General features: G+C 41.7%; 26 protein-coding genes and 2 pseudogenes. 10 read left to right on the forward strand and 18 right to left on the reverse strand.

Annotated features, from left to right (window positions below; genetic code table 11):
- Positions 1–68: 68 nt before the first annotated feature.
- Entirely contained in the window at positions 69–602 is a 534-nt protein-coding gene (locus DESGI_RS14700) for a hypothetical protein (RefSeq protein WP_006520669.1), read from the reverse strand.
- Positions 603–648: 46 nt separating this feature from the next.
- Between DESGI_RS14700 and DESGI_RS25755 the strand changes: the two are divergent.
- Positions 649–843, forward strand: a pseudogene (locus DESGI_RS25755) ([FeFe] hydrogenase H-cluster maturation GTPase HydF); the annotation flags it as partial.
- 90 nt (positions 844–933) lie between these two features.
- Here DESGI_RS25755 and DESGI_RS14705 read toward each other — a convergent pair.
- The 4 genes from DESGI_RS14705 to DESGI_RS14720 form a co-directional block, all read right to left on the reverse strand.
- On the reverse strand, positions 934–1,170 hold the full coding sequence (locus DESGI_RS14705; RefSeq protein ID WP_006520668.1) for a hypothetical protein: 237 nt from the start codon (positions 1,168–1,170) through the stop codon (positions 934–936).
- Between the two features lie 98 nt (positions 1,171–1,268).
- On the reverse strand, positions 1,269–1,700 hold the full coding sequence (locus DESGI_RS14710) for a PH domain-containing protein (RefSeq protein ID WP_006520667.1): 432 nt from the start codon (positions 1,698–1,700) through the stop codon (positions 1,269–1,271).
- Positions 1,701–1,803: 103 nt separating this feature from the next.
- A complete protein-coding gene (locus DESGI_RS14715) occupies positions 1,804–2,508 on the reverse strand; it encodes a DUF4367 domain-containing protein (protein ID WP_006520666.1) in 705 nt (234 codons plus the stop codon).
- Positions 2,486–3,052: an RNA polymerase sigma factor gene (locus tag DESGI_RS14720; RefSeq protein ID WP_006520665.1), complete on the reverse strand. Its 567-nt coding sequence runs from the start codon at positions 3,050–3,052 to the stop codon at positions 2,486–2,488. The genes DESGI_RS14715 and DESGI_RS14720 overlap by 23 nt, the downstream gene beginning before the upstream one ends.
- A gap of 367 nt (positions 3,053–3,419) precedes the next feature.
- Here DESGI_RS14720 and DESGI_RS26485 point away from each other — a divergent pair, with 367 nt between their 5' ends.
- From DESGI_RS26485 to DESGI_RS14745, 6 genes and pseudogenes are all read left to right on the forward strand, one after another.
- Positions 3,420–3,572, forward strand: coding sequence for a sigma factor-like helix-turn-helix DNA-binding protein (locus tag DESGI_RS26485; protein WP_353740046.1), 153 nt, complete (start codon positions 3,420–3,422; stop codon positions 3,570–3,572).
- Positions 3,573–3,649: 77 nt separating this feature from the next.
- Positions 3,650–3,883 (forward strand): HEPN domain-containing protein, encoded by a 234-nt coding sequence (locus DESGI_RS14725; protein ID WP_006520664.1) that lies wholly within the window; start codon positions 3,650–3,652, stop codon positions 3,881–3,883.
- Entirely contained in the window at positions 3,859–4,203 is a 345-nt protein-coding gene (locus tag DESGI_RS14730; protein WP_006520663.1) for a nucleotidyltransferase domain-containing protein, read from the forward strand. Before DESGI_RS14725 ends, DESGI_RS14730 begins: the two co-directional genes overlap by 25 nt.
- A 198-nt stretch (positions 4,204–4,401) precedes the next feature.
- Positions 4,402–4,842: a three-Cys-motif partner protein TcmP gene (gene tcmP / locus DESGI_RS14735; RefSeq protein ID WP_041284920.1), complete on the forward strand. Its 441-nt coding sequence runs from the start codon at positions 4,402–4,404 to the stop codon at positions 4,840–4,842.
- Positions 4,843–4,847: 5 nt separating this feature from the next.
- Positions 4,848–5,579 (forward strand): DUF5131 family protein, encoded by a 732-nt coding sequence (locus DESGI_RS14740; RefSeq protein ID WP_006520661.1) that lies wholly within the window; start codon positions 4,848–4,850, stop codon positions 5,577–5,579.
- A 127-nt stretch (positions 5,580–5,706) separates the two neighbouring features.
- Positions 5,707–5,959: pseudogene (locus DESGI_RS14745) on the forward strand ([FeFe] hydrogenase H-cluster maturation GTPase HydF); the annotation flags it as partial.
- A 204-nt stretch (positions 5,960–6,163) separates the two neighbouring features.
- Here the strand turns inward: DESGI_RS14745 and DESGI_RS14750 are convergent.
- The 8 genes from DESGI_RS14750 to DESGI_RS14785 all read right to left on the reverse strand — a co-directional run bounded on the left by DESGI_RS14750 (position 6,164) and on the right by DESGI_RS14785 (position 13,981).
- Positions 6,164–6,514, reverse strand: coding sequence for a GerW family sporulation protein (locus tag DESGI_RS14750; RefSeq protein ID WP_006520660.1), 351 nt, complete (start codon positions 6,512–6,514; stop codon positions 6,164–6,166).
- The gene (locus tag DESGI_RS14755; RefSeq protein WP_006520659.1) at positions 6,507–7,199 is read right to left on the reverse strand and encodes a hypothetical protein; all 693 of its coding nucleotides are present in this window, start codon (positions 7,197–7,199) and stop codon (positions 6,507–6,509) included. The genes DESGI_RS14750 and DESGI_RS14755 overlap by 8 nt, the downstream gene beginning before the upstream one ends.
- Entirely contained in the window at positions 7,196–7,630 is a 435-nt protein-coding gene (locus DESGI_RS23190) for a zf-HC2 domain-containing protein (RefSeq protein ID WP_006520658.1), read from the reverse strand. Before DESGI_RS23190 ends, DESGI_RS14755 begins: the two co-directional genes overlap by 4 nt.
- A gap of 8 nt (positions 7,631–7,638) precedes the next feature.
- Positions 7,639–8,214 carry an RNA polymerase sigma factor gene (locus DESGI_RS14765; RefSeq protein WP_006520657.1) on the reverse strand — a complete coding sequence of 192 codons (576 nt, stop codon included), beginning with the start codon at positions 8,212–8,214 and terminating at the stop codon, positions 7,639–7,641.
- An 890-nt stretch (positions 8,215–9,104) separates the two neighbouring features.
- Entirely contained in the window at positions 9,105–9,755 is a 651-nt protein-coding gene (locus DESGI_RS14770) for a pentapeptide repeat-containing protein (RefSeq protein WP_006520656.1), read from the reverse strand.
- 216 nt (positions 9,756–9,971) lie between these two features.
- Positions 9,972–10,763: a lipid II flippase Amj family protein gene (locus tag DESGI_RS14775; RefSeq protein WP_006520655.1), complete on the reverse strand. Its 792-nt coding sequence runs from the start codon at positions 10,761–10,763 to the stop codon at positions 9,972–9,974.
- Positions 10,764–10,992: 229 nt separating this feature from the next.
- Positions 10,993–13,065, reverse strand: coding sequence for a DEAD/DEAH box helicase (locus DESGI_RS14780; protein ID WP_006520654.1), 2,073 nt, complete (start codon positions 13,063–13,065; stop codon positions 10,993–10,995).
- Positions 13,043–13,981 carry a Hachiman antiphage defense system protein HamA gene (locus tag DESGI_RS14785; protein ID WP_006520653.1) on the reverse strand — a complete coding sequence of 313 codons (939 nt, stop codon included), beginning with the start codon at positions 13,979–13,981 and terminating at the stop codon, positions 13,043–13,045. The genes DESGI_RS14780 and DESGI_RS14785 overlap by 23 nt, the downstream gene beginning before the upstream one ends.
- 230 nt (positions 13,982–14,211) lie before the next feature.
- On the opposite strand from DESGI_RS14785, the gene DESGI_RS25760 reads away from it, so the two are divergent.
- Positions 14,212–14,328 carry a hypothetical protein gene (locus DESGI_RS25760; protein WP_281168049.1) on the forward strand — a complete coding sequence of 39 codons (117 nt, stop codon included), beginning with the start codon at positions 14,212–14,214 and terminating at the stop codon, positions 14,326–14,328.
- Between the two features lie 175 nt (positions 14,329–14,503).
- On the forward strand, positions 14,504–14,662 hold the full coding sequence (locus tag DESGI_RS23935) for an EamA family transporter (RefSeq protein WP_207638333.1): 159 nt from the start codon (positions 14,504–14,506) through the stop codon (positions 14,660–14,662).
- 35 nt (positions 14,663–14,697) lie between these two features.
- Here DESGI_RS23935 and DESGI_RS14790 read toward each other — a convergent pair whose 3' ends face one another.
- Together DESGI_RS14790 and bioB are read right to left on the reverse strand one after the other, a co-directional pair.
- Positions 14,698–15,390 (reverse strand): DNA alkylation repair protein, encoded by a 693-nt coding sequence (locus DESGI_RS14790; RefSeq protein ID WP_006520652.1) that lies wholly within the window; start codon positions 15,388–15,390, stop codon positions 14,698–14,700.
- A gap of 271 nt (positions 15,391–15,661) precedes the next feature.
- Positions 15,662–16,633, reverse strand: a complete 972-nt coding sequence (bioB, locus tag DESGI_RS14795; RefSeq protein ID WP_006520651.1) for a biotin synthase BioB — start codon at positions 16,631–16,633, stop codon at positions 15,662–15,664.
- Between the two features lie 767 nt (positions 16,634–17,400).
- Here bioB and DESGI_RS14800 point away from each other — a divergent pair.
- The gene (locus DESGI_RS14800; protein ID WP_006520648.1) at positions 17,401–17,676 is read left to right on the forward strand and encodes a type II toxin-antitoxin system RelE/ParE family toxin; all 276 of its coding nucleotides are present in this window, start codon (positions 17,401–17,403) and stop codon (positions 17,674–17,676) included.
- On the opposite strand, the gene DESGI_RS14805 is transcribed toward DESGI_RS14800, so the two are convergent.
- The 3 genes from DESGI_RS14805 to DESGI_RS14815 all read right to left on the reverse strand — a co-directional run bounded on the left by DESGI_RS14805 (position 17,660) and on the right by DESGI_RS14815 (position 21,255).
- Positions 17,660–19,039, reverse strand: coding sequence for a sensor histidine kinase (locus tag DESGI_RS14805; RefSeq protein WP_006520647.1), 1,380 nt, complete (start codon positions 19,037–19,039; stop codon positions 17,660–17,662). The genes DESGI_RS14800 and DESGI_RS14805 overlap by 17 nt on opposite strands.
- Positions 19,026–19,739, reverse strand: a complete 714-nt coding sequence (locus DESGI_RS14810) for a response regulator transcription factor (protein WP_006520646.1) — start codon at positions 19,737–19,739, stop codon at positions 19,026–19,028. The genes DESGI_RS14805 and DESGI_RS14810 overlap by 14 nt, the downstream gene beginning before the upstream one ends.
- Before the next feature lie 238 nt (positions 19,740–19,977).
- Positions 19,978–21,255 (reverse strand): FG-GAP-like repeat-containing protein, encoded by a 1,278-nt coding sequence (locus DESGI_RS14815; RefSeq protein ID WP_006520645.1) that lies wholly within the window; start codon positions 21,253–21,255, stop codon positions 19,978–19,980.
- Between the last annotated feature and the right edge of the window lie 183 nt (positions 21,256–21,438).

A 21,438-nucleotide genomic window follows, 5' to 3' on the forward strand; every position in this document is an offset into this window, starting at 1 on the left:
TGGAAGTTATGATTATACTAAAGTGTATAAAGCAGAACTAGGCATAAATCCTTGTATGAGCCAGTTTATCAAACGGATTTAAGAACATCTGTTACCCATTCTTTAAATACAACTTCGGTATCTTCATCTGCCTTTACGCAAATCCAACGTTTGTCCAGTGGTATTTGTGCATAAGCATCTAACTGATTAACACTAAACCACTTTTCCTCATTTTCACAGTATTCTTCCAAGAAGATTATCTTTTCTTCGTTATTATCTAAGTAAAAGCAATAACCTTCATATTCTACACCTGCCATGGTTACATATAGATGTTCATGATTTTGTTTACATAAGCATACATTTCCATTTAACTCCTTAAAGATTGCTATAAATTTAGAAAAATATTCTTGTTTCACCGGCACAACAGTTATATAGTTACGATTTTTCCTATAACTAAGTCCTGTATATCTTTCCTCAACCCAAATTTCATGGTAATTATCTTCGATAAAGTCTCCTTTCCTTTTATCATCCAGATAGTATTTGTAATATTTTCTTATAATTTTATCAATATGTTTAAATGGCGGTAATACAGACCCATATAATAGGAGGACTTTTACTTGCATAGGTCCAACAACTCCTGTTCTCAAAAAGGAAGTCAACCAAACCGAGCTGGAGAGCTACAAGCTGGTAGTCTACTGCGGCGCGCGCATGATCAACCGGCGGAAAATGTTATCCCGCATGATGGCCGCCAGCGCCGCGGGAGTGCCCATTGTTAATTACGGGGTAATAATTGCTTATATGCTGGGAATTTTGCGCAGAGCCCTGGAACCTTTTCCCGATGTACTGGCGCTGCTGGATAATTAGCCATACTCTAATCATTAGCGGACGGGCTATAATCCTACTATCCTATTGTCCAAGTCCAATTTTGATATCGTAATCTCTGGTACATACTGATTAATTTTTTTTATATCCAAAAACAAAAAAGGCTAAACCTAAAAGAATAAATATAAGGAAGAATGCGTTAGAAAATAATGGGTTTAGTTCTGGTTGGCTTGGAAAACTACCAGTAATTGAGGCAGCATTCATCTCTCCAATCCATACAAAATAAGAAATAGCCCTTTCAAAAGTATAGATAATGCTACCTGCAATTATAAAAACAGCTGAAAATATATAACACAATTTTTTATCCAATTTTGAGCACCTTCTTAAAATATGAAGTTTATAACAAAAAATTTTTTCTGTATTACTAGACACTTACCTTATCCCTTTAATTATTTATATATCTAATATTACTTCGCATAAGCCTCATAGCTGCCGGATACGGTTTCACCGGTACCATTTCGGTAAACCGTTGCGGTAATCGTCAGCCGATATGAATAGCCTGTTGTCACATAATAGGTCTTATCAAAGAGCAGTTTTTCACCTGTAGTCTTAAGATTGCTCCATGTTTTTACAGCGGTATATGTTCCATCCGAGTTTTTACGTGCCAACACCACTTTGCCGGTGATTTTTGTCACACCTGATTTGCCAAGCACACGAGCGCCGCAAGTTCCTTTTCCGTCATCAAAAGAAAGATTTACATTTACTGAAGTGGTGTTTGTCCATTGCGGGGACAGCGTTTTCCGTGAATCATTTGCTGTGGCGAGCGCCGCTCCTCCCAGGAAAAAGTACAATGCAAGCGCCAAAAGCAGGAAGGTAGATTTCTTTAACCTCACAATCATTATCATTCCTTCTTTCGTTTTTTTTGAGAGATTATTTCGCCCTTTACTATATAAACGATTGAAGGTATGATTTGGTAACACTTTTATTTGAAAAATTTTTAAATTATTTTTTCAGGCTTTCTCCGATACGTATTAATTCTGTGCTATCGATTTTGGATATCAGTTCATAAACTAAGCCGTCTGATTGCCAAATCAATACATTGGAATCATCTGTAGTCATTGCCTTAAACAAATACGCTGTATTGTCTGATATTTTAACTTTTGTGTACTCTGTATTTTCATTGTCTACTAATGAAGTTCCTGATTCCGCCGGCCGCTGGTCAAATAGAATTTCCTCCCCGGCATTATTCGTGTATATTATCGTAAATGTATTGCCATACCTTTCAGCAGCTGTTTCCTTATAGCCCTCCGGCAAATAAGTTGGGCGGTAAACATTGTCTTGTTGACTTTCTTTTTTCGACTCACCAAATTTCACTTCCGTATATTTTTCCTGCCAGGCAATAATAGCGTTAAATATTGAATTTCTCGTTGCTTCGACGCTCAACAGCACAGCATTTAAAAACGTAAACACTATAGCGATACAGACAGCAACTTTAGCAAATCTCTTTGCAAAATGCCGTATTTTTGACTTTCGTTGGCTTTGATAAATAAGCTTTTTAATCCGTCTGTCCAGTTCCGGTGACGGCTTATAGGTTTCATTTAATTCTTCATTAGAGGGGAGCGCGTCCAATTCTTTCTGGAATGTTTCGGTAACGGCTACTTTTAGCAGAGCATCAAACAGCATTTCACTTCGTTCCTTGCCGGCCATAAAAGTCCCCCTCCTTTTGAAGCTGTTTTTTCACAGCTTTTCGCGCCCGGCTAAGGCGCATTTTAACATTCTCCTGGCTGATACCGAGTATTTTAGCGATTTCTTTATTTGAATGCTCTAACTCCATTTTAAGATATAAAATATCCGAATAATTTTTATTCAGCCTAGCTATGGATTTCGCTATTTTATCACAGGCATCTCTTGCGGCAATATCATCAAAAACCGGCTCGTTATATTCCGAGTATCCCATATAGTCCTCAAGCGGCTTTGTTTGATTGCGGTTTTGCCTTCGCAATAGGTCAAGTGAAATATTTCTAACTATGATAACTACAAATGCCCTTGTTTTGTGATCGTCAATTGTATCAATTTTTTCCAGGTTATCAATTATTCTGATAAAGGCTTCAGATACGGCATCCTCCGCCAGATGGGGTTCATGTAAGATGCTGTTGGCTATGTAAAGCATGGTTCCACGATAAAGCTTATAAATCTGGGTAGCCTTATACCGGTCGTCTTTATTTTCAATTGTTGTTATTAGTGCAAGCATAACCTTACCCCTGTAACCAAATAAAATATCTGTATTTATGTGTTCATTATATCGTAAATTTTACTTATTTTCGCCATGTCTTCAAGTTGTTGCAAGTCCGCTCAATACATTTGGTCACTGAACAAGAGTATCGGGAAAATTTCGCCGGAAAAAGATAGAATACTTCCATACCATGATGATGACGCGGTGACACGCGTTTGTCCGTTCGGAAAGGGGTATGATCCGGGCCTGCAAGAATTACGACGGTGATATAAATGTCGGACCCGGTGACTGCGGCATCTGGCGATGATGATAAAGATAATCCACCGGCTATTTCAGCAATCAATGCCTGGAAACCGGTGGCTTTCGCTGTGCTGCAACGATGCCGATGCAAGAACTCTTCGCCGCCATCGGCAAGCTCACGGAGATACAACAGAAGCGACTAAAAAAGTATTACTTTGAGGGCCTAAAACTCCGGGAAATTGCGGAAGCTGATGGCGTGACACATGAACGTGTCGAGCACTCGCTCAGGGTTTTATAAATCCACTTGCCAAAGGTATTAATTGATTTCATTTCATTGCCGTGTTAAAATGAAATATGAAAGGTGGTAAATACTGTATGTTGCCAGCACCTCCCAAAACCCATAACCTTGTCAATCTGTTGAAACTTGGACAAGCCAGGTTAACCGATGAGCAAACCAAGTTTGTCACCCGTTTAAATCTAGCCGGGATAGTAACCAGGTACCCCGAAGAACTCAAAAGAGCCTTAGACGACTACCCACCCCCCGTTACCCGGGAATACTTAAAAAAAACTAGGGACGTGATTAAATGCATAAAGCAACAGCTAGAATAGAAGATACTGTCAAATCATACCTTCTTATCCTTGAGAAGAAAGGCATTCCCACCCAAAAGGCGTATTTAGTCGGTTCCCAAGCCAGGGGCACAGCCGGGCCGTACAGCGACATCGATTTAATAGTAGTCTCACCTGCTTTCATTGGTATGCCTCAGTGGAAACGGTGGGAGATTCTCGGTGATGCCTTGGCCGAAATAATGGAACCCATAGAGGTAAGGGGATACGCACCGGACGAAATCAACCAAGCTAAACAACAAAAAGCCAGCTTTCTTTATGAAGTGTTGACTGAGCCACAGACTATAGAGTATCAGTTTAAATAATGTCTTACTTTGATATTAATTTAAGTATTGAAGTAGTTGCTTTTTTAAATAATTTATGCTACAGCATAATATTGCTTATTTCGCTATGCCCGCTTCATCCCGAAAACTCCAATTTAACATCAATCACGTTTTTCTTTTCAACAGAGTCCTACCAACCCCTGAGCAATTTCTTAAGTCCTTCCTGCTTATCAAGAACGAATGGATCCATATGGCATGCAGATAGAATGGAATACTATTGAAGCTATAGCTAAGACAAGAGCAATTGATTTATGGTACCTTTTCCCCTTAGGTGTTGGAGTAAATAGATTGCTTAAAACAGACGGGAATATTGAAAAAACCCAAAAAGATAAGCTTAACCGCATCTTTGGAGCAATAGATTGGTACGACGCATTTTATAAAAAGACTAAAGAAAAAAGACTTTTTGAAGATTTGGAGACAGTTAATAAGGTAGCCACCTTTGATTCAATTGCGAAATATATTATTAAAAGACTGAAAATAGTTTTCCCGGGCGTGGCAGAAAACCCAAGATTACTTTATAATTCTAGAAACAATCCACTGTATTTATTCTGTTTTGCTGCAGCCAATCCTAAAGGTTCTAAAGTCGCTTTAAAAATTGCACAACATATATTAAAAGGATGAATGTAATGGCGGTTAACTCAAAAATAGAGTGGACAGAGGCAACCTGGAACCCTGTAACAGGGTGTTCAAAAATAAGCCAGGGTTGCAAAAATTGTTATGCAGAGCGACTCGCAAAACGCTTACATGCCATGGGCAACCCCCGTTATAAAAACGGTTTTAACGTAACTCTTCATCGCGATTTAGTTAGCCTCCCGTTAAAATGGAAAAAGCCTCGCATGATTTTTGTGAATTCAATGAGTGATTTATTTCATGAGGAAATTCCGTTCGAGTTTATTAAGGCCGTTTTTAATACAATGGTTAACGCAGATCATCATATTTTTCAGGTACTGACTAAGCGAAATAAGCGTATGATAGAATTAGCGCCAATGCTCCCATGGCCCAATAATATTTGGATGGGAGTAACAGTGGAAAATCAAGCTGTTATTAATAGAATTCACGACCTACGACAAACACCAGCTAAAATAAAATTTATTTCTGCTGAACCATTATTAAGCGATTTACCTGATTTCCCTTGTAAAGGCGTTGATTGGGTTATAGCTGGTGGCGAATCTGGCCCCGGTGCAAGGCCAATGCACCCGGATTGGGCGCGGAGTTTACGAGACCAATGCCAAGATGCCGGAGTACCGTTTTTCTTTAAGCAGTGGGGTGGATTTAATAAAAAAGCCGCCGGGCGAATTTTGGACGGTCAGACATGGAACCAGTTGCCAAATCGCTATAATGAAATATCACTTTTCTGAACAAACCCAGCCACACGGCCAAGAGAATTTTTGATACCACATAAAAACCTGTACTGATCAGGTAGATGTTGGGTCCGGCCTGCGCCATTCCCAACATCTACCCCAAAAGGACAGTCCCTCATTAAACTGGCTGCGCCAGTCTTTGGGCGGCGAGCTTGATTTCCACTGGTCCAGCGGCATCGAGATGCCCTCCGACCTGGAGAGCTACAAGCTGATAGTCCACTGCGGCGCCTGCATGATCAACCGGCGGGAAATGTTATCCCGCATGATGGCCGCCAGTGCCGCAGGAGTGCCGATGGTTAATTACGGGGTAATAATTGTTATTTTTGCGCAGAGCCCTGGAACCTTTTCCCGATGTACTGGCACTGCTGGATAATTAAAACCCCCATTGCCAAATAAGCCACCGGCCATTTTAGCAATCGATGCCTGGAAGCCGGTGGCTTTCGCTGTGCTAAATGCACTTTGTTCAATTATTGCTTATAACTCAACTTTCGCACAGCAATAATGGACTAAAACATCACGCAATTAAAGGCGTCAAAGCTTGTAAAAAATGTGTCTTGACAATAGAAAGCACATTACAACAGCTACTGCTCATCCTTCTCATTGGATTTAAACTTTTTAATAACATCGGGGATGGTTTCAGCCAGCTTGGCCAGACTGCCCTTCTTGGTTAAGGAATACACCTGCACATTATCCCCTTGAATGATGAGCAGCGCCGTGGGGGATAGTTTCATGCCGGCCCCCGCGCCGGTACCTTTACCCCCCTGACTCGCCCCATCCTGCCCCTCACCACTGCCCAAACCAAACCCTACGGAAGCGGTTACGATGGGGATAATGGTGGTGTTGCCACTGATAATGGGCTCACCAATGATGGTTTTAGTGGAGATAAGATTTTCCAACCGGGATACCAGAGATTCTATATCTTCCTTAAACATATTGTGCACCCTCCTTGGTTTTTTTTCTGATAATTTTTTTTATTAACTGTGCCCACCAAACCCTCCGCACCGGTTTGGCCATCATAAGGCGGATGGTGTACCACAGGATTACAATGGGAACAACCCGGCCTGATGTTTCACCGGCCACATCCAGGATGGGACCGCTAAAATTAGTATCCAGGTCAAGGATAATACGCTCGGCCCGCAGCACGGCAATTAAGCCGGCTATCATGCCGGTTACGGCCGGGTCATCAGTGCCGTAGACTCCCTTTAACCGTAACTGCAGGCGAAATGATTTTATAAGATTCTTTAGATAACCCAAAACAACAGCCAGCACTTGCCTGTTAAGCACTGCGTTGATGGCGGAGAAATCGAGCCCGTGTTTTTTAGGCTCACCCCCGGTTTTCCCGGCGTTTTTTACCTTTTGATCTTTAGCCCCTTTTATTTTTCCCGCCTTTTTACGGGGCCCGGGCATTGCCATCCCGGCAATACGAAACCGGAAGGTTGGCTTTCTGCCCTTGATTTCCATGTCGGCATCAACCAGCCGCCACCCCCAGGCCATCCTCAACCCCAGGCGCCGGTCCTCCGCCCCCAGGTACCCACCAGCTTTGAAGGTTAGCGGAACACTTAACAGAACCCCAGGCAGCAAAACCAGGATAATGATCAAAACTGTCCATCCACTCAAGAACGGTCACGCCTCCTACTTGCTATCGTCCCCCAAAGGGATGAAACACCCCGGATAACGGTGGGCAACCCGCTGCCGGTGGCCTTGGCCAAGCGCATCAACTGGCGCGAACCCGGAATTAGCGATACTCCGGTTAGGGCCGGCTGCCAAGCCAATCTTTGAGCATCCCACAAACCGGTTCCCTTTGATTCCCCTGCCCTTGGTCTGTCCACCCTGGTGCTGGCTATCGCCTGCTGGCGAATAAAAGGCAGTTCCATTGGTATTTCAATTTCCTCATCCTTTTCCAGTTCCAGTTCCAGCCAAAGTAGTCTCAGCCGGGATAATTCCTGCCGGCAATCGGGACAGCCGGCAAGGTGGAGGCGAACAGCATCCGCTTCAGCCGGTTCCAGTTCGCCATCCAGAAAAGATTGCAGCACTTCTGTATTGCACATTAATACTATCACTCCCATCCATAAACACCGGCAAGTTTGCGCCGCAGCTGCCGCCGGGCCCTAAAAAGATAGGTCTTTACCGTACCCAGGGGCAGGTCGGTGGTTGCCGCTATATCCTCATAGCTAAGCCCCTCCTGGTGCCTCAACACCAGCACCAGCCGCTGCTGATGGGGAAGTCGGCTCATTTCTTGTTGAATTATTTCCCGGGCATCCCGCCACTGCACCACATCCTCCGGCCCGTCACTACTTCCGGCAAGGGTATCTCCCAGCACAATTTCTTCGGTAACGGGCTGCTCCAGGGAGACAGTCTTGGGGGCATGCCGCCTCAGATGGTTCAAACAGGCATTTACAGTCACCTGCCTAAGCCAGGGCTTGAAGGGTAACCCCGGCTGAAACTTGCCCAGTCCCGTCAACACTTTCATCAGTGCCTCCTGGGTGAGGTCCAGGGCTTCCTCCCGCGAGCCGGCGATCCGATAACACAAACGGTATACGTAAGCTTCGTATCGGGCCAGCAACATACGCCAGGCCTCTTCGTCACCTGCACGACAGCGGATGATTAAATTGTGCTCCCCGTTACTGTCCACCTCTGTACCCCCTTTGGGCTTCTAACTATCTAATAAACCATTTAGCATAAAAAGTTTCACTATAACTAGAATATTTTTTGTCTTTTTTCAGCCAGTTCATTGAGGTAAACGCATCTTTTTGGTAATGGTTTTCAGCACTTAATAAAACCATATTGATCCCTTTCCTCGAGATAGTAATGTGTAAATGTTTAATTTAACCTATTTTCCATAGCATTCAAGAATGTATAGGAGAACACATAATCTACTTCCTGCTTGCTCTTTGTACGGTAAGTACGAATACCGGTATAGTTGCGGCAAGTAGTGCTCATAAAGAATTAAGAAAGCATTCGGGTCTGATCCGGCCTTTTCAATCAAATCCAACTCGTTTTCCAAACTCAGTTCCAAACATAATCCATCCCCGCGCAGGTGTGCCTGTTTATAATGATTAAGTAATTAACAATGCAAAAAGTTACGGTCTTTTTTAGTTGATTTATATTGTGGGGGATTATGTTTTTTAATTGAGATTCCTGCTTTTGCCTGTGGTCAAAATTCACCTTGGGGGAAAGAAAACACGTTTTAGGAAGCTAGTTTGAAAGAAGTGAGGATGCGACGTAGGATAATAAAAGGGACATTCCATACTAAAAATGGAAATCCCCTCTCTCTTATTATAAGGCCACCTCTTATAAAGATACTGGAGCTAAATAGGAAGATCAGCAGCCAGGTTAAGACCCCCAATGCAAAATAAGCCACCGGCCATTTCAGTAATCAATGCCTGAAACCTGGTGGCTTTCGCTTTTCTAAATGCACCTTGCTCAATTGTTATTTATAAAAAGAATCATATCTTGATATGCTTGGCAGGATGATTGATTATTATAATTAGGGGATGACGGGTTAGCAAAACCATTTCATTACTACTTAACAACAACACCCCAAAGGCTAATCAAATTTGCTTCTTGAAACATATTGATAATAGCTCCTTTAAGCTCAATGGGAGGAGTGGATACCATTGGTGCAACAAACTCATTATTGGTAAAATCTACTGCTGCCAACATCGTTTTGAAAAAGTTATTCTTCACAAATATTGAATCCTCTGCAACAAATCTTTTTAGCTTTGCTTCAACCATAGACGATTCAGTAAAATCAATGTGATCAAATAAGACATCAGTCATTTTCGTTTTATCGAAATATGAAAACTGAAAATTTGATTGCTCAAAAGTTATTTGCTTTACAACCGTATCGCTCATATCTACGCCAATACATTTACAGGATACAAACCGGCATCGTTCAAAATAGACTCCTGTAAATTTACTGTTTGACAAATCGCAAGATTGAAATACAACATCAACAAAACTTGCTTTTTCAAAGTTGCAATTATGAAAAGTGCACTTCTCAAAAATGCTCTTTCGGATATCTATTTTAAAAAATCCTGCCCCTTCAATTTGTTCTTCACAAATTTTAATACCCAATATTGGCAATTGTTCTAATAAGAAGTTCTGAGCATAGGAAGAAAAATCATCAATCTGAATGAGTTCTTTTGATATTTGTGGACGTTTAATATTCATATTGTTATTTCCTCTTAAATTAACGAGCTGACCTCGCTATAGTTCTCATATATTTACAGTATCCCAAAGCGGTTTTCTCTCAGTATTATGGCGGTTAGCCATCTATACTAATATCCTTGCCATCAGCACAACCAACGTCAAAAACACAGATAGCCAATTATTTTTTATTGCAGACAGCATTTCTTAGGCTAGTAAGGTGTGTATAAATGAAAGTGATTAGTTATAAAAACTTGCTATGATTTTTGCAGCCGGCAAAAATATCACCTGTCCTAATAATGTTCCTATGATTTTAGTTGTGATGAGTAAGACTACCAGGGCTTTTACATCCTCGTACGGTCTTTTTTCCCTTAGCGCCTGATCCGTAATAATTGCGGACTTTGGGTCAATGAATAAGGTCAGCAGAATCGCAGCCACTCCGTTAATCATGCCCGATGATCCTGCAGCCGCTAAACGATGCTGCTCGGCAACCAATAACGCTGAATAATTGGCAGCAAGGACACCTATGGTATAAATTCCCGTAACCAGGGCGTTTATAATAAGTAATCTTTTGGGGATTTCCCGATATCTCAGCCTTTCCAGCATTTTCTTTGAAGGTCTGGCAGCACGCCTTACAATTTGCCTGATATTGTTTACCTGCAATGCTTCTACGACCAGGGATGGAACAGAACCATTTACCTCTAATCGCCTAACAGCCACTTCAAATACCCTAAGAAAAGTTGGGATAAGTAATGTCCCAGCTAACGTACCTATTGTTGAGGCAAAAATTACTTTACGCATATCGCCAAGGGGATCTAGGCCATGTAAAATACTTGTTCCTATGATACCCCCGATGAGTGGGGCCTGAAATGTATTGGCGGTTCGGGAAATTAGAACGAATACGTTAAAAAGAGAAAACGACAAGGCTACTTGCCCGCTTTTAACTGAGTTCAATCTAACCGAATAAGCCAGAGTATCTATCAAATGAATGACAAATGTCAAAAGCAATAATTCCAGCAACGTTCTTTCCATTAATAAATCATGCCTTTTCAGAAGTTAAAAGTTAGCAATATTCCCTTTGATTATAGTGTTAATATTAATGCTTTTTTAGTGGTGTATTTATAATTACTGCTAGATTAGGGGGTTTTTACAATAGGATATCCACTTTTAGTCACTTAATTGCAATATCACATTATATGGATAACATAAAGTTTATGCTACATTTTTGAGAAATAAACAGACTTTGTTTTATTGAATTTTTTTATATCAATTTGCGTATTATATATCTTGAAATAAAACTAATTTTTTGTAGTTTATCAAAGTTGGCTTGCAATCGCTTTTTTAGTTCGAATGTATCCTCGAAATCGTTGCCCACAATTTGTATTATTGTATCAATGTCACGTTCATAAATCCCTAAATCAAGCAACATCTTTTTTTGCTTAGAGGTCGAAAAGTATAGATACTCAATAGCATCTATTACTTTGTTATTTAAAACATCAATCAAAGAATTTTTGACACTTTCAATTTCCATAAAATATCTAATAAGTATTACCTTAGCATATAACTGATGTTCGATATAGCTCATTTTAATACTTATTGTTGTAAAAATTATGTTATCTATCCCTTGTAATGCAAAATACTTTTTTGTGTTATCTACAACTGTTTTAATTTTAGGGCGACTTCTGTTCAATAGACTATTAACAATATTTGCTCTGTAATTATTGCGGACTCCTTCGATGATATAGTATAGGCACTTCACCAAATTCAATCTTCCATGTCGGGAATCATTTAAGAATGCTTGAAGTTCTTGAAGCAACTCTTTTTTACTATCTTGATAACGGTAATAAATTGCTTTTACTGTTTCGAATCTTGGGCGACTACCAATATTTAAAAGGTAATCATTAAGGGTAATTCCTAGTGTTTTAAGAAAGGTAATTACATCTGGGTGATCAGCTATATTACCTTTTTGAATGTCTATATCCTTGCTTTCATCGGTTAATTCAAACTTAATACTTTTAATTGCATCGATTTTATTATACTCTGGATCAGTTGGAGCTTTTAAGTAGTATGCAGTTCCAATAAAATGTTTGTTTAGTCTACCTGTTCTACCGACCAAATTATAGAAATCAAATGCAGTAAAATCTGCGTTATTGTCGTTCTTGTCAGACATTCTGGATGGCTTCGTTATAATTATATTCTTGGAAGTTGTATTTACACCTTCGAGCAACGTGGAGGTACAAAGCAAACGGTTATATACGTCACTACTCTCATAAAAATCCAATTGGAACAATCTTGTTCCAATTGGGATTTGTCCATTGTGAATTAAATAACCTCTTTCCATAGCCTTGATTACACACCAGTCCTCATGAATTTCTTCCCTTGCCCACTCAAGAAAGAACTTCACAGACTCATCAAGCACATCTATTATTGGTTCTTTAGCAATATAGTCATTAACATATTTATAAATGCCTGCCACTGTTGGAAAATAGATTAAGGTTTTTTCATTAAACGGAAAAAATTTTAATAATCTTTGACACTCAGGATACCTATCATCATGTCTTAATATCTTAAGCGTTTTGACATCATTAACAACCGGAGAATATGTGGTGTTATAAAATGCAGGACGCTTTTCGAGCTGCTCAATATCTTCTACCGATTTTATAAATGGTGCCAATAAAACATATTTTTGGGCTTTTTGAGCCAAATGATAGTACGCCATGTTTAAAACCAAAACCCTGTCATTTTGTGGATCAGTTTCCAGCTTATACACCTCGTCAATAACTAAAAAATCAATTTTCTCAATCACTGCATAAGATCTTTCCTGCACTACTCTGTCATGTGTAATAATGAATATATTGTTCTGGTCAAAGTCATAACTTCTATCTTCATCAATGTGTGTATGAATCTTATATCTTGAAAATAAGGTCTGATACCTTTTTATTACTCGCTTAACGTATTCATCAACCAAAGCTAATGTAGGAACAATGAGGACAATATTTTGTGGTAAATAACGAGCAATGTACTCGAAAATACAAAAAGTTTTTCCAAAGCTGGTAGGAGCACTAACAATTAGAGCATCGTTTTCCTTGATTTGATTAAGTATTTGGATTTGTTCAGGGTGCATAGCAACCCCATCGTCTAAAACTGATTCTGCAAAAGCTGCATAGAGGACAGAATCCAAGGTGTAAGTATTAGAATATACAGTCAGATCCAATGCAAACAAGTCGTCCGCTAGTTCTCGTGCTTTTTGTGTTGGATTTGGTGCTGCGTCTAAAAATCGGATGTAGTGTTCTCTTAAAATTTGAGGGTCATTACTTTGTTGCTTCGCGTTCATAATATACCCTCCTTTCTGCTATACCTTGCGTAAAGACGCTAATCATCTTACTCTTATCAAAAATTGGCAGGGAAATTATAACATAAATTGTTTCTAGTCCTAAAATAGTAGTCTTTTGGATCTTGTTTAATTTGTCGAAAATTTCGTCTGGTGTGATATTTGTTCCATGTGCAATAAAAATTGGGATACCAATCTTTTTTACATCTGCTTTTTCTATAAAGTTCTCAATAGAAAGGCATAATTCAACAACGTCAGCATATTTATCACCGAAGATGCCCATGTTGTTTTTAAAAAACCTATTACTAAGCATTAAGGAGAATTCGTCTTTAATTTGTTTCTCATATGTTATCAGAGATTTGTTAATCAATCCTATACCATTGGATAATGATTTGCTGAGTTTAGATTCTCCAAACAAAATCATATCGCTCTCACGAGAGTAAAACAAAGTATCGATACCATAGACATTCATATTGGGATCAGTTGTCAAATGTACCTTGGGAATAATGCAATCAAACCCGAAATATTCAGAAAGCAAATTGCAGAATATGTATTCTCCTATTTTACCCATTTTGTCTAATCGGACTTTAAGCTGACCGTTACCGGCATCCTCCAATTCGTACTCATCCGAAAGAATACGGAGCACTTCCTTTTCAATAGATGCAGGCACCTGCTGTATATTAAAATCGTCAATATATAGTCCCAAGTGTTTGAATAATGTAACATAATTTTTTACAGTAGGCTCGAAATGCAAATTGGTTTTATTTTCAGCATATCTCAATAATCGACTTTCTTCAAAAAAGTAATCAAATAAACCTCTATAAAAGCTATGTGAATCAGCCAAATTGATATGTAGAAAAGAAGTCTGATTGTCTAATAAATGGACCGCAAAATCATTAAATTTTTTTATATCATACATAATTAAACAGACTCCTAAATGCTATTTATCCAACTTCCAGTTATAAACATTAATTGAATATATAAACTAACTAAAGGAAATTTTATCTTTTGTCGATAAAAAACAAATGCCAGCATTCACGAGGATGCTGGCACTAGTTGCTAATGCGTTAATTCGCCAAATGGTCCTAATTTCCTTCAATAAAATAAAAAATACACTTTAAGAATATAGTTTTTTGAAAAATTGGTTGTTTGACTGATTTCCACTGGTCCAGTGGCATAGAGATGCCCTCCGACCTGGAGAGCTACAAGCTGATAGTCCACTGCAGCGCCTGCCTGATTAACCGGTGGAAATATTATCCCGCATGATGGCCGCCAGTACCGATGGTCAATTACGGAGTAGCCTATGTGCTGGACATTTTGCGCAAAGCCCTGGAGCATTTTCCCGATGTGCTGGCGCTGCTGGATAATTAATTAGCCATACTTACGCCCCATCGCCGCCGTCCCCCATTGAACACGCCAGCGCAAGATGTGGTAAAATTACTTGAGCTGGATTGGCTTTATCGGTTATTTTGTCTCTATCTCTTTTCAATTTATTGGCACCAAACTTTCTGATGCCCATACAGGTGCTCTGATCACATCGGCAACACCGGCCTTTATTGTTTTTTTTGGCCGGTTTGTCCTAAAAGAAACCCTTAAATAAATAGGTTTCCGTCGCAGTTATTTGGAATCCCGGCCTTATTTTACTTTCAGCTTCCGCAAATACGCCTTTGCTTCGTCGCCGATCCGATAGCTCTCAATCGCTTTCTGGATAGCTTTGTTATGCGTCCACTTCTCCAAACGTTGTTCCTGAATGTACGGCAAAGCAGCTTCGTACTGCTTGGCCAATGCCGTTGCGAAATACCAGGCGATCATCATGTTTACATAATATTCTTCCAACCGTATACACGCCACAAGCTCAAGCATCTCCGGCCGGAAATCGTCATCGAGATAGAAGCTCATCAGCATTCCGATCCCGAAGCGCACCGTATAGGTCCGGCCGGATATCAGCCAGACTTTGATTTTTTCATAGAGCTTGGGTAGATGCTTTTTAAATATCTTCGGTGAAATCAGATCACAGGTTGCCCAGTTGTCTATATACGGCAGAAACTCGTCAACGGCGGCAACGGCGGCATCATAATCCCTGATCGTTTCAATCAACAAGCCGTGCAGGTTATTTTCTTCATAATACGCGTGCGGCAGGATTTTGAGAAACTCCGAAGCCTCCGGCGTTTTGGAAAACTCCCGGGCGAGCTTCCGCAGGTCCGGCGTGCGGACGCCGATCACGGTTTCCGGATTCACCGTCGGCATGAGTTTGCACGCAAACTCTTTGTATTTCAGATCCCGCAGCTCGAATAGCCGGCGCCGGATCTCTTCTTCTGTGCCACTCATATCGTTTTACCTTTCATCAGTTCACTCTATCCTCTGTATCATATTGGCATACCATCTGTTCAAAAATATCATTTATTTCCATAAAATTTCTCCTAATAGTTTGTTCATTTAATAGATAACGTTTGCATTATATGGTGAAAGTCCACTATCTATCAATAATTACTGAAATAGAGCTTGCACAAATATCCACTGCTTTGTCAATTTTCTCTTCGTTTGTGCAGTCACAAATGTCTTGCCTACATCCGTACCGGTTGCTGTGACAAAAAGACCTTTACTCATTCCACAACACAGCCTTATATCCCAATTCATCTAACATCTTCATGTCTTGCTCAATGGTAATACCTGCCGTCGTCAGCATATCGCCGGAAATCGCTGCATTGGCGCCAGACAAAAAGCACTGCCTCCCTTTATCAGAAAGAAGTCCTCTTCCGCCTGCAAGTCGAATAAATGCATTAGGTATTAATAAACGGAACACCGCAACAATGCGGCACATTTCTTCGTTAGTTAATAGCCTGTTGTTTTCATAGGGCGTACCCGGAATGGGGTTAAGCATGTTGACAGGGATGGACCGGACAGCCAGTTCACGAAGATTCAACGCCATGTCGATTCTATCTTCCATAGTCTCACCAATCCCCATAATCCCACCGCTGCAAACATTCAACCCTACCCGCTGTGCTGCACATATTGCAGCAATTTTATCGTCGTAGGTATGGGTTGTGCAAACATTGGGAAAGTTTCTACGTGATGTTTCAAGATTGTTGTGAATTCTTGTAACACCTGCTGCTTTTAACTTTGCAAACTGCGTTTCATCCAAAAGCCCAAAAGAGGCACAAATAGCAATATTAGATATTTTGCGAATGGCACGGATGCTGTCACACATCTGATCTACCTCAGTATCTGACAATCTTTTGCCGGACGTTACGATAGAATACCGCAGAACACCACGGTCCTGGTTGTATTTTGCCCGCTCCACGATAACGTCCGTGCCAAGCAACGTATATTCCTCCGTGGCAGTTTGGTAAAAAGAGGACTGCGCACAATACTTACAGTTTTCAGAGCATTTTCCGCTTTTGCCGTTGATAATGGTGCATATGTCAAAAGTATTTCCGCAAAAATGCTCCCGAATTGCGTTTGCTGCTATGCAGAGTTCATGAAGTGGCGCTTCGCATATTTCCAAAGCCTCGTCCTTTGAAATTAATGTACCGGCAAGTATCTTATTTTTGATTTCTCTCAACCTTAACATGGTTTAGATCTCTCTTTTCAATTTATTTGTTTTATCATGATAATCAAACGTTTTACTTCAGCCTGCACCCATCATCTATTGCTTGCAAGCCCAATAAGTGTTACCGGAAAGATGTTCTATCATTCAAATTTGCAAAAACAATTATTACACAAAAAAAGCAGATTGTAAACTTTTTAAAAAATCATGGTTAACAATACGATGCTTTTATATTATCATAAATGTAAACCATTTTCCATAAATCAAAGCTACTACTGCAATTTCATAGCTGCCTCGTAAGGTTTTCCATTAAGAAAACGACCGATAAACAGAAGCCCCATTTCTTTTTCCCCATCTTCTGAATTTTTTTGTCCCATATCAGCCACAGTTCCTCTTATGATGTTCTGCTTATCCGGATATCCTGCCCAATAGACAACGGCACATGTACTTTCATTCTATGATCCCCCATCTATTGTTTAAGTCGAAGATGACCTATTCTCTTAGCCACTTCTGCTTTCCCCTTGCAGAAAAAAATTTCCCGGGGGGTTCCGGCTTCTCCATGGTTTTAAGTTTATGAGAATGAATTTGTGGTACAATATTTTTGAGGTGGTGAAATTTATGATAAAATAAGAGGTTATCAATCTTATCAACAGATTACCGGAAACTGCCACGCTGGAAGATATTATGTATGAATTGTATATCCTACAGAAACATAAAAATGCCACGGCTGCCATTGAAAAAGGAGATGTTCTCACGGTGGATCAAGTGAAAGGCTTACTTCTCAGGCAGCAATGACAAAGGTACTTTGGACAAAACCGGCCTTTCAGGATTTACAGTCAATTAAGGACTATATTGCCAGGGATTCAGTTTACTATTCCGACAAATTTACCGCCGATATAATTATGGCAACAGAGAGGCTGTCCCAATTTCCCCGAAGTGAACGGATGGTGCCGGAAATCGGTGAGGAAAACACCCGTGAGATTATTTACGGCTCATATAGAATAATGTACCAGATACGGCAGGAAGCCATCTATATTACCCAGGTAAACGTTATATGGGGAGAATAACCCGAACTTCCGTCCCCTGTTCTGGTACACTATCAATAAACAATTGCCCCCGGTGCAGTCTAACAATTTCATCACAAATGGACAGACCAATTCCGCTGCCCGCTGACGATGTTCCCTTGTAAAACTTTTGTTTCACTTTGGGTAGCTCTGCGTGAGGGATACCGTTTCCGGTATCGGCTATCTTTATTTGGACTTGCTCCTCCTCTGCCTGAGCGCTAATCTTGACAGTTCCCCCGGGAGGGGTAAATTTTAAAGCATTATCCAGCAGATTGATGACGACTTGCTTTAACCTGTTAGGATCAGCTTTAATCACCGGCAAATCCTTAGTAGTTTCACACACCAGACAAATTCTCTGCCGCCGGGCTCTTGGATTCAATTGTTTTACGATGGAGTCCAACAGTTCCTGCAGGTGAACCGTATCCAGTTGCAGTGTAATTTTCCCTGCAGACAGTCTGGAGAAATCCAACAGTTCATCTACCAGCAGGGTTAACCTGTCACTCTCTCTTTCAATAATGTTTAGTCCGTCATTTATGTCATCCATATTTTTTACTCCCCCGGTTCTAAGGGTTACCGCCCATCCTTTAATGGATGTTAACGGAGTGCGCAGCTCGTGTGAGATGGACGCAATAAATTGGTTCTTCAATTGATCGTAACGTACAATTTCTTCCGCCATGTAATTTAACGTATCAGCCAGCTTACCCACTTCGTCATCATATTTTTTAATAGCCCGGGCACTGAACCGGCCTGCGGCCATTTCCTCAGCCACCCGGGTAATTCTCTCCACCGGTCCGGTGATGGTTGCGGACAATAACACGCTTACCGTTGTGACCAGGAGCACCACCAACAGCCCTACAGCAATCAGTATTAAAGCTGCGTTCCTGATAACCCCGTGTATACCGGCGAGGGATGTTATAAAGCGAACTGCTCCCACCACTTCACCGTTGGATTTCAGGGGATAGGCCACCGACATGGCCGGTTCGCCGGTAATAGGCAGGTTGCCCTGCCAGTGTCCCGATTCTCCCGCCAGGGCCCTTTGCATATCGTCAAAAGGCAGCTTCCCCGCGGCCTGTGCTCCCTGGGAATCGGCCAGCACCATCCCCCCGGCGTTTATAATCTGCACCTGTGCCGCAGTGGTTGAGGAGTAACTTTTCAAGAGAGCGCCTGCTTCACCTTCCAGATCTTGATAGGATAAATAGCACTCGTAAAAACTGCCTGCCACCTCTGCTTGTTTTTCAAGCATATCCTTCACATTATCGTAATAATATTGCCTAATTCCCAGCAACAACAAGGTGTCCATTATGATTACCGTAAGCAAAATCACCAGCAGGTAGCTGCCGACCAACCTTTTTTTAATGCTCTGCAACTTGTTTCTCCTCCCGCCAGCGGTAACCAAGCCCCCAAACGGTTATAATATAAACCGGCTTGGAAGGGTTGTCCTCAATTTTTTCCCGCAACCTCCTGATGTGCACGTCAACGGTTTTGGGGTCGCCGAAGAAATCTTCACCCCAGGCCAGATTTAACAGCCGGTCCCGGCTTAAGGCCAGATTTTTATTTTCCAGGAAAATCTTCATTAGGTAATACTCCCGGGGGGTCAGGTCCAATTGCTGCTCGTTTTTGTAGATTAGCTGGGCGCTGTCATCAAGTCGGAAGGGGCTTTGGCGTATAATTTGACTGATATCCGGCTGAATTGTTTGCATTCGCCTAAGAACAGCCCGGATTCTGGCCGCCAATTCCAGAGGGTTGAATGGTTTCACCACGTAATCGTCCGCTCCCAGCTCCAGCCCCATCACTTTATCCATATCCTGTCCCCGGGCTGTAAGCATAATCACCGCTATGCCGGGAAACTCGGCTCGCAGCCGGCGGCAAACTTCAAAGCCGTCCATACCCGGCAGCATGATATCCAGCACCACCAGATGAGGGCGGAATGTCTTTGCCTTGACTAAGGCTGCTTCTCCGCTGACGGCCTCCATAACCTGGAACGAATTTCTCTCCAGGTTAATAAGAATAAACTTGCGGATGGAATCTTCATCCTCCACCACGAGAATTCTTTCCCGCCCCTTCATTGTTGCACCTCGCTCATGAAAACGCAGAAAACCTGTGTACAAAGAAAACTGCTTTGAACACAAGGTTTTCCACATATAATCTACTTTTATCAACTAGTTGTATAAATGAAGCTATTCAGCATTTCTTTTAAGCTTTGAGTCAAATGTCCAAAGTAGAAGATTCTTGAAGCCCGATTAAAATTCCTTGAATTTTGTTCCATGGTCTTAAACTCTTGACCTTCGATTTTAAACTGAATAGTTACAAATTCTCTAAAGCGCGTTGCACCATAGGCTGTTGTGAAGTGTAGCCGGAGTAGTTGTACCGTTTTTCGGCCTCTTTGATGATTTCCAATGATTTTTCGTAAGCGGCTTTAGCCTTATCAGTTTCCTTTAAGCCCGCATAGCTTTGCCCCAAATTAAAGTATTCCATGCTTAAGTTGCTGTTTTCCTGCTCCAGTTCTTGGATCGCATTGGTTAAGGTTGATCTGGCCTCCTCATATTTACCCAACTTGTTCAGGGCTTCTCCCTTCACTGTAAGCCAGTGTTTTGAGTCCTCGGGATCGCCTGATTTTATACCTTTAGTGATGGATTTCAAGGCGTCTTCGGGTAGATTGGCCCTTACCTGTGCGCGGGCCAGGTAAGACCAGTAATATGGATCTTCGGGCATTTCTTTGACGTTCTCCCGGTAAAAAGCGACGACTTTCTTATAATAGTCGGGATAAAGGTCTTCGGCACGTGCCCACCCAGTATCCGAACCAAACTTTTCCCAGCGGTATATTGTACAACCGGGATAATAGTGTTCTTCCCCGGAATCAGAATTATAGACTTTTTCTCCGCGGGAATCAAGATGGTACCACAGGGCCAGGGCTGCCTGTTTGCCGGTATCCTCCTGGTCAGTTGGAGCGAGGACTTCCATTTTCTCATAACCAATGCCGGAAAGACGGGCCAGGATTCCCTCCCAATGCTCAAACTTGTCTATGTCCGCGCCCTCTCTTATACCGTCACCCTGCCAGCCCTTGCTACTTGTATCGTGGCCCTGCCAGGCGAAGATGTCCACGCCGTTATGTTTACCCACCCCGCCCAGGCTCTCGGCGTCCACCGTCCAGCCCAGCAGAAGTTCCGGCTGGCCGTCCCCGGTGATATCGGCAAAGCTGGCATGGTCCAGGGCATATGCTAACGTATAGTTTAGCTCCCAGACTTTTTGCCACTTGTTTTGCTTTTCCTGTAACAGAACCGCTCCCAATTGGCCGGGGTTTTGCCCCACACGGTAGGTGGCCAGCAGTTCGGCCTTACCGTCGCCATTCATATCCTGTTGCTGGATGGCCCCGGCCCCGCCGGGATTTTTTGGTTCTTCCAGCTTGGCTCCGGCGGGCAGAAACTCTTGCACCACGGTTTTTAGTGGATCGTTATCCTGGGTTTGCGCACTGGCCTGCCGGGGTGCCATAATCGTACTCCCCGGTGACGGCAGCATGGAACAGCCGCTGATTAACAAGCTCCCTGACAATAGCAATCCTGTAGTCAATAGTTTCCAGTTCATATGCGTATCCCCTTCTTAACTCCATTTTTTTGACTGACTTTCCGGTACCGTAAGTTATCTAAAGTATAAATCCTTTAAAAGAAAAAAGGGTTATGAAAGGGTTAAATATGTTTAATAAAAGGTAACGCTTTGTACCTTAACAATCTGGAAGGAGAAGATATGGAGGTGATCGCTAATAAAGAC

Origin of the sequence: Desulfoscipio gibsoniae DSM 7213 (assembly GCF_000233715.2) — a bacterium.
GTDB classification, from domain to species: domain Bacteria; phylum Bacillota; class Desulfotomaculia; order Desulfotomaculales; family Desulfallaceae; genus Sporotomaculum; species Sporotomaculum gibsoniae.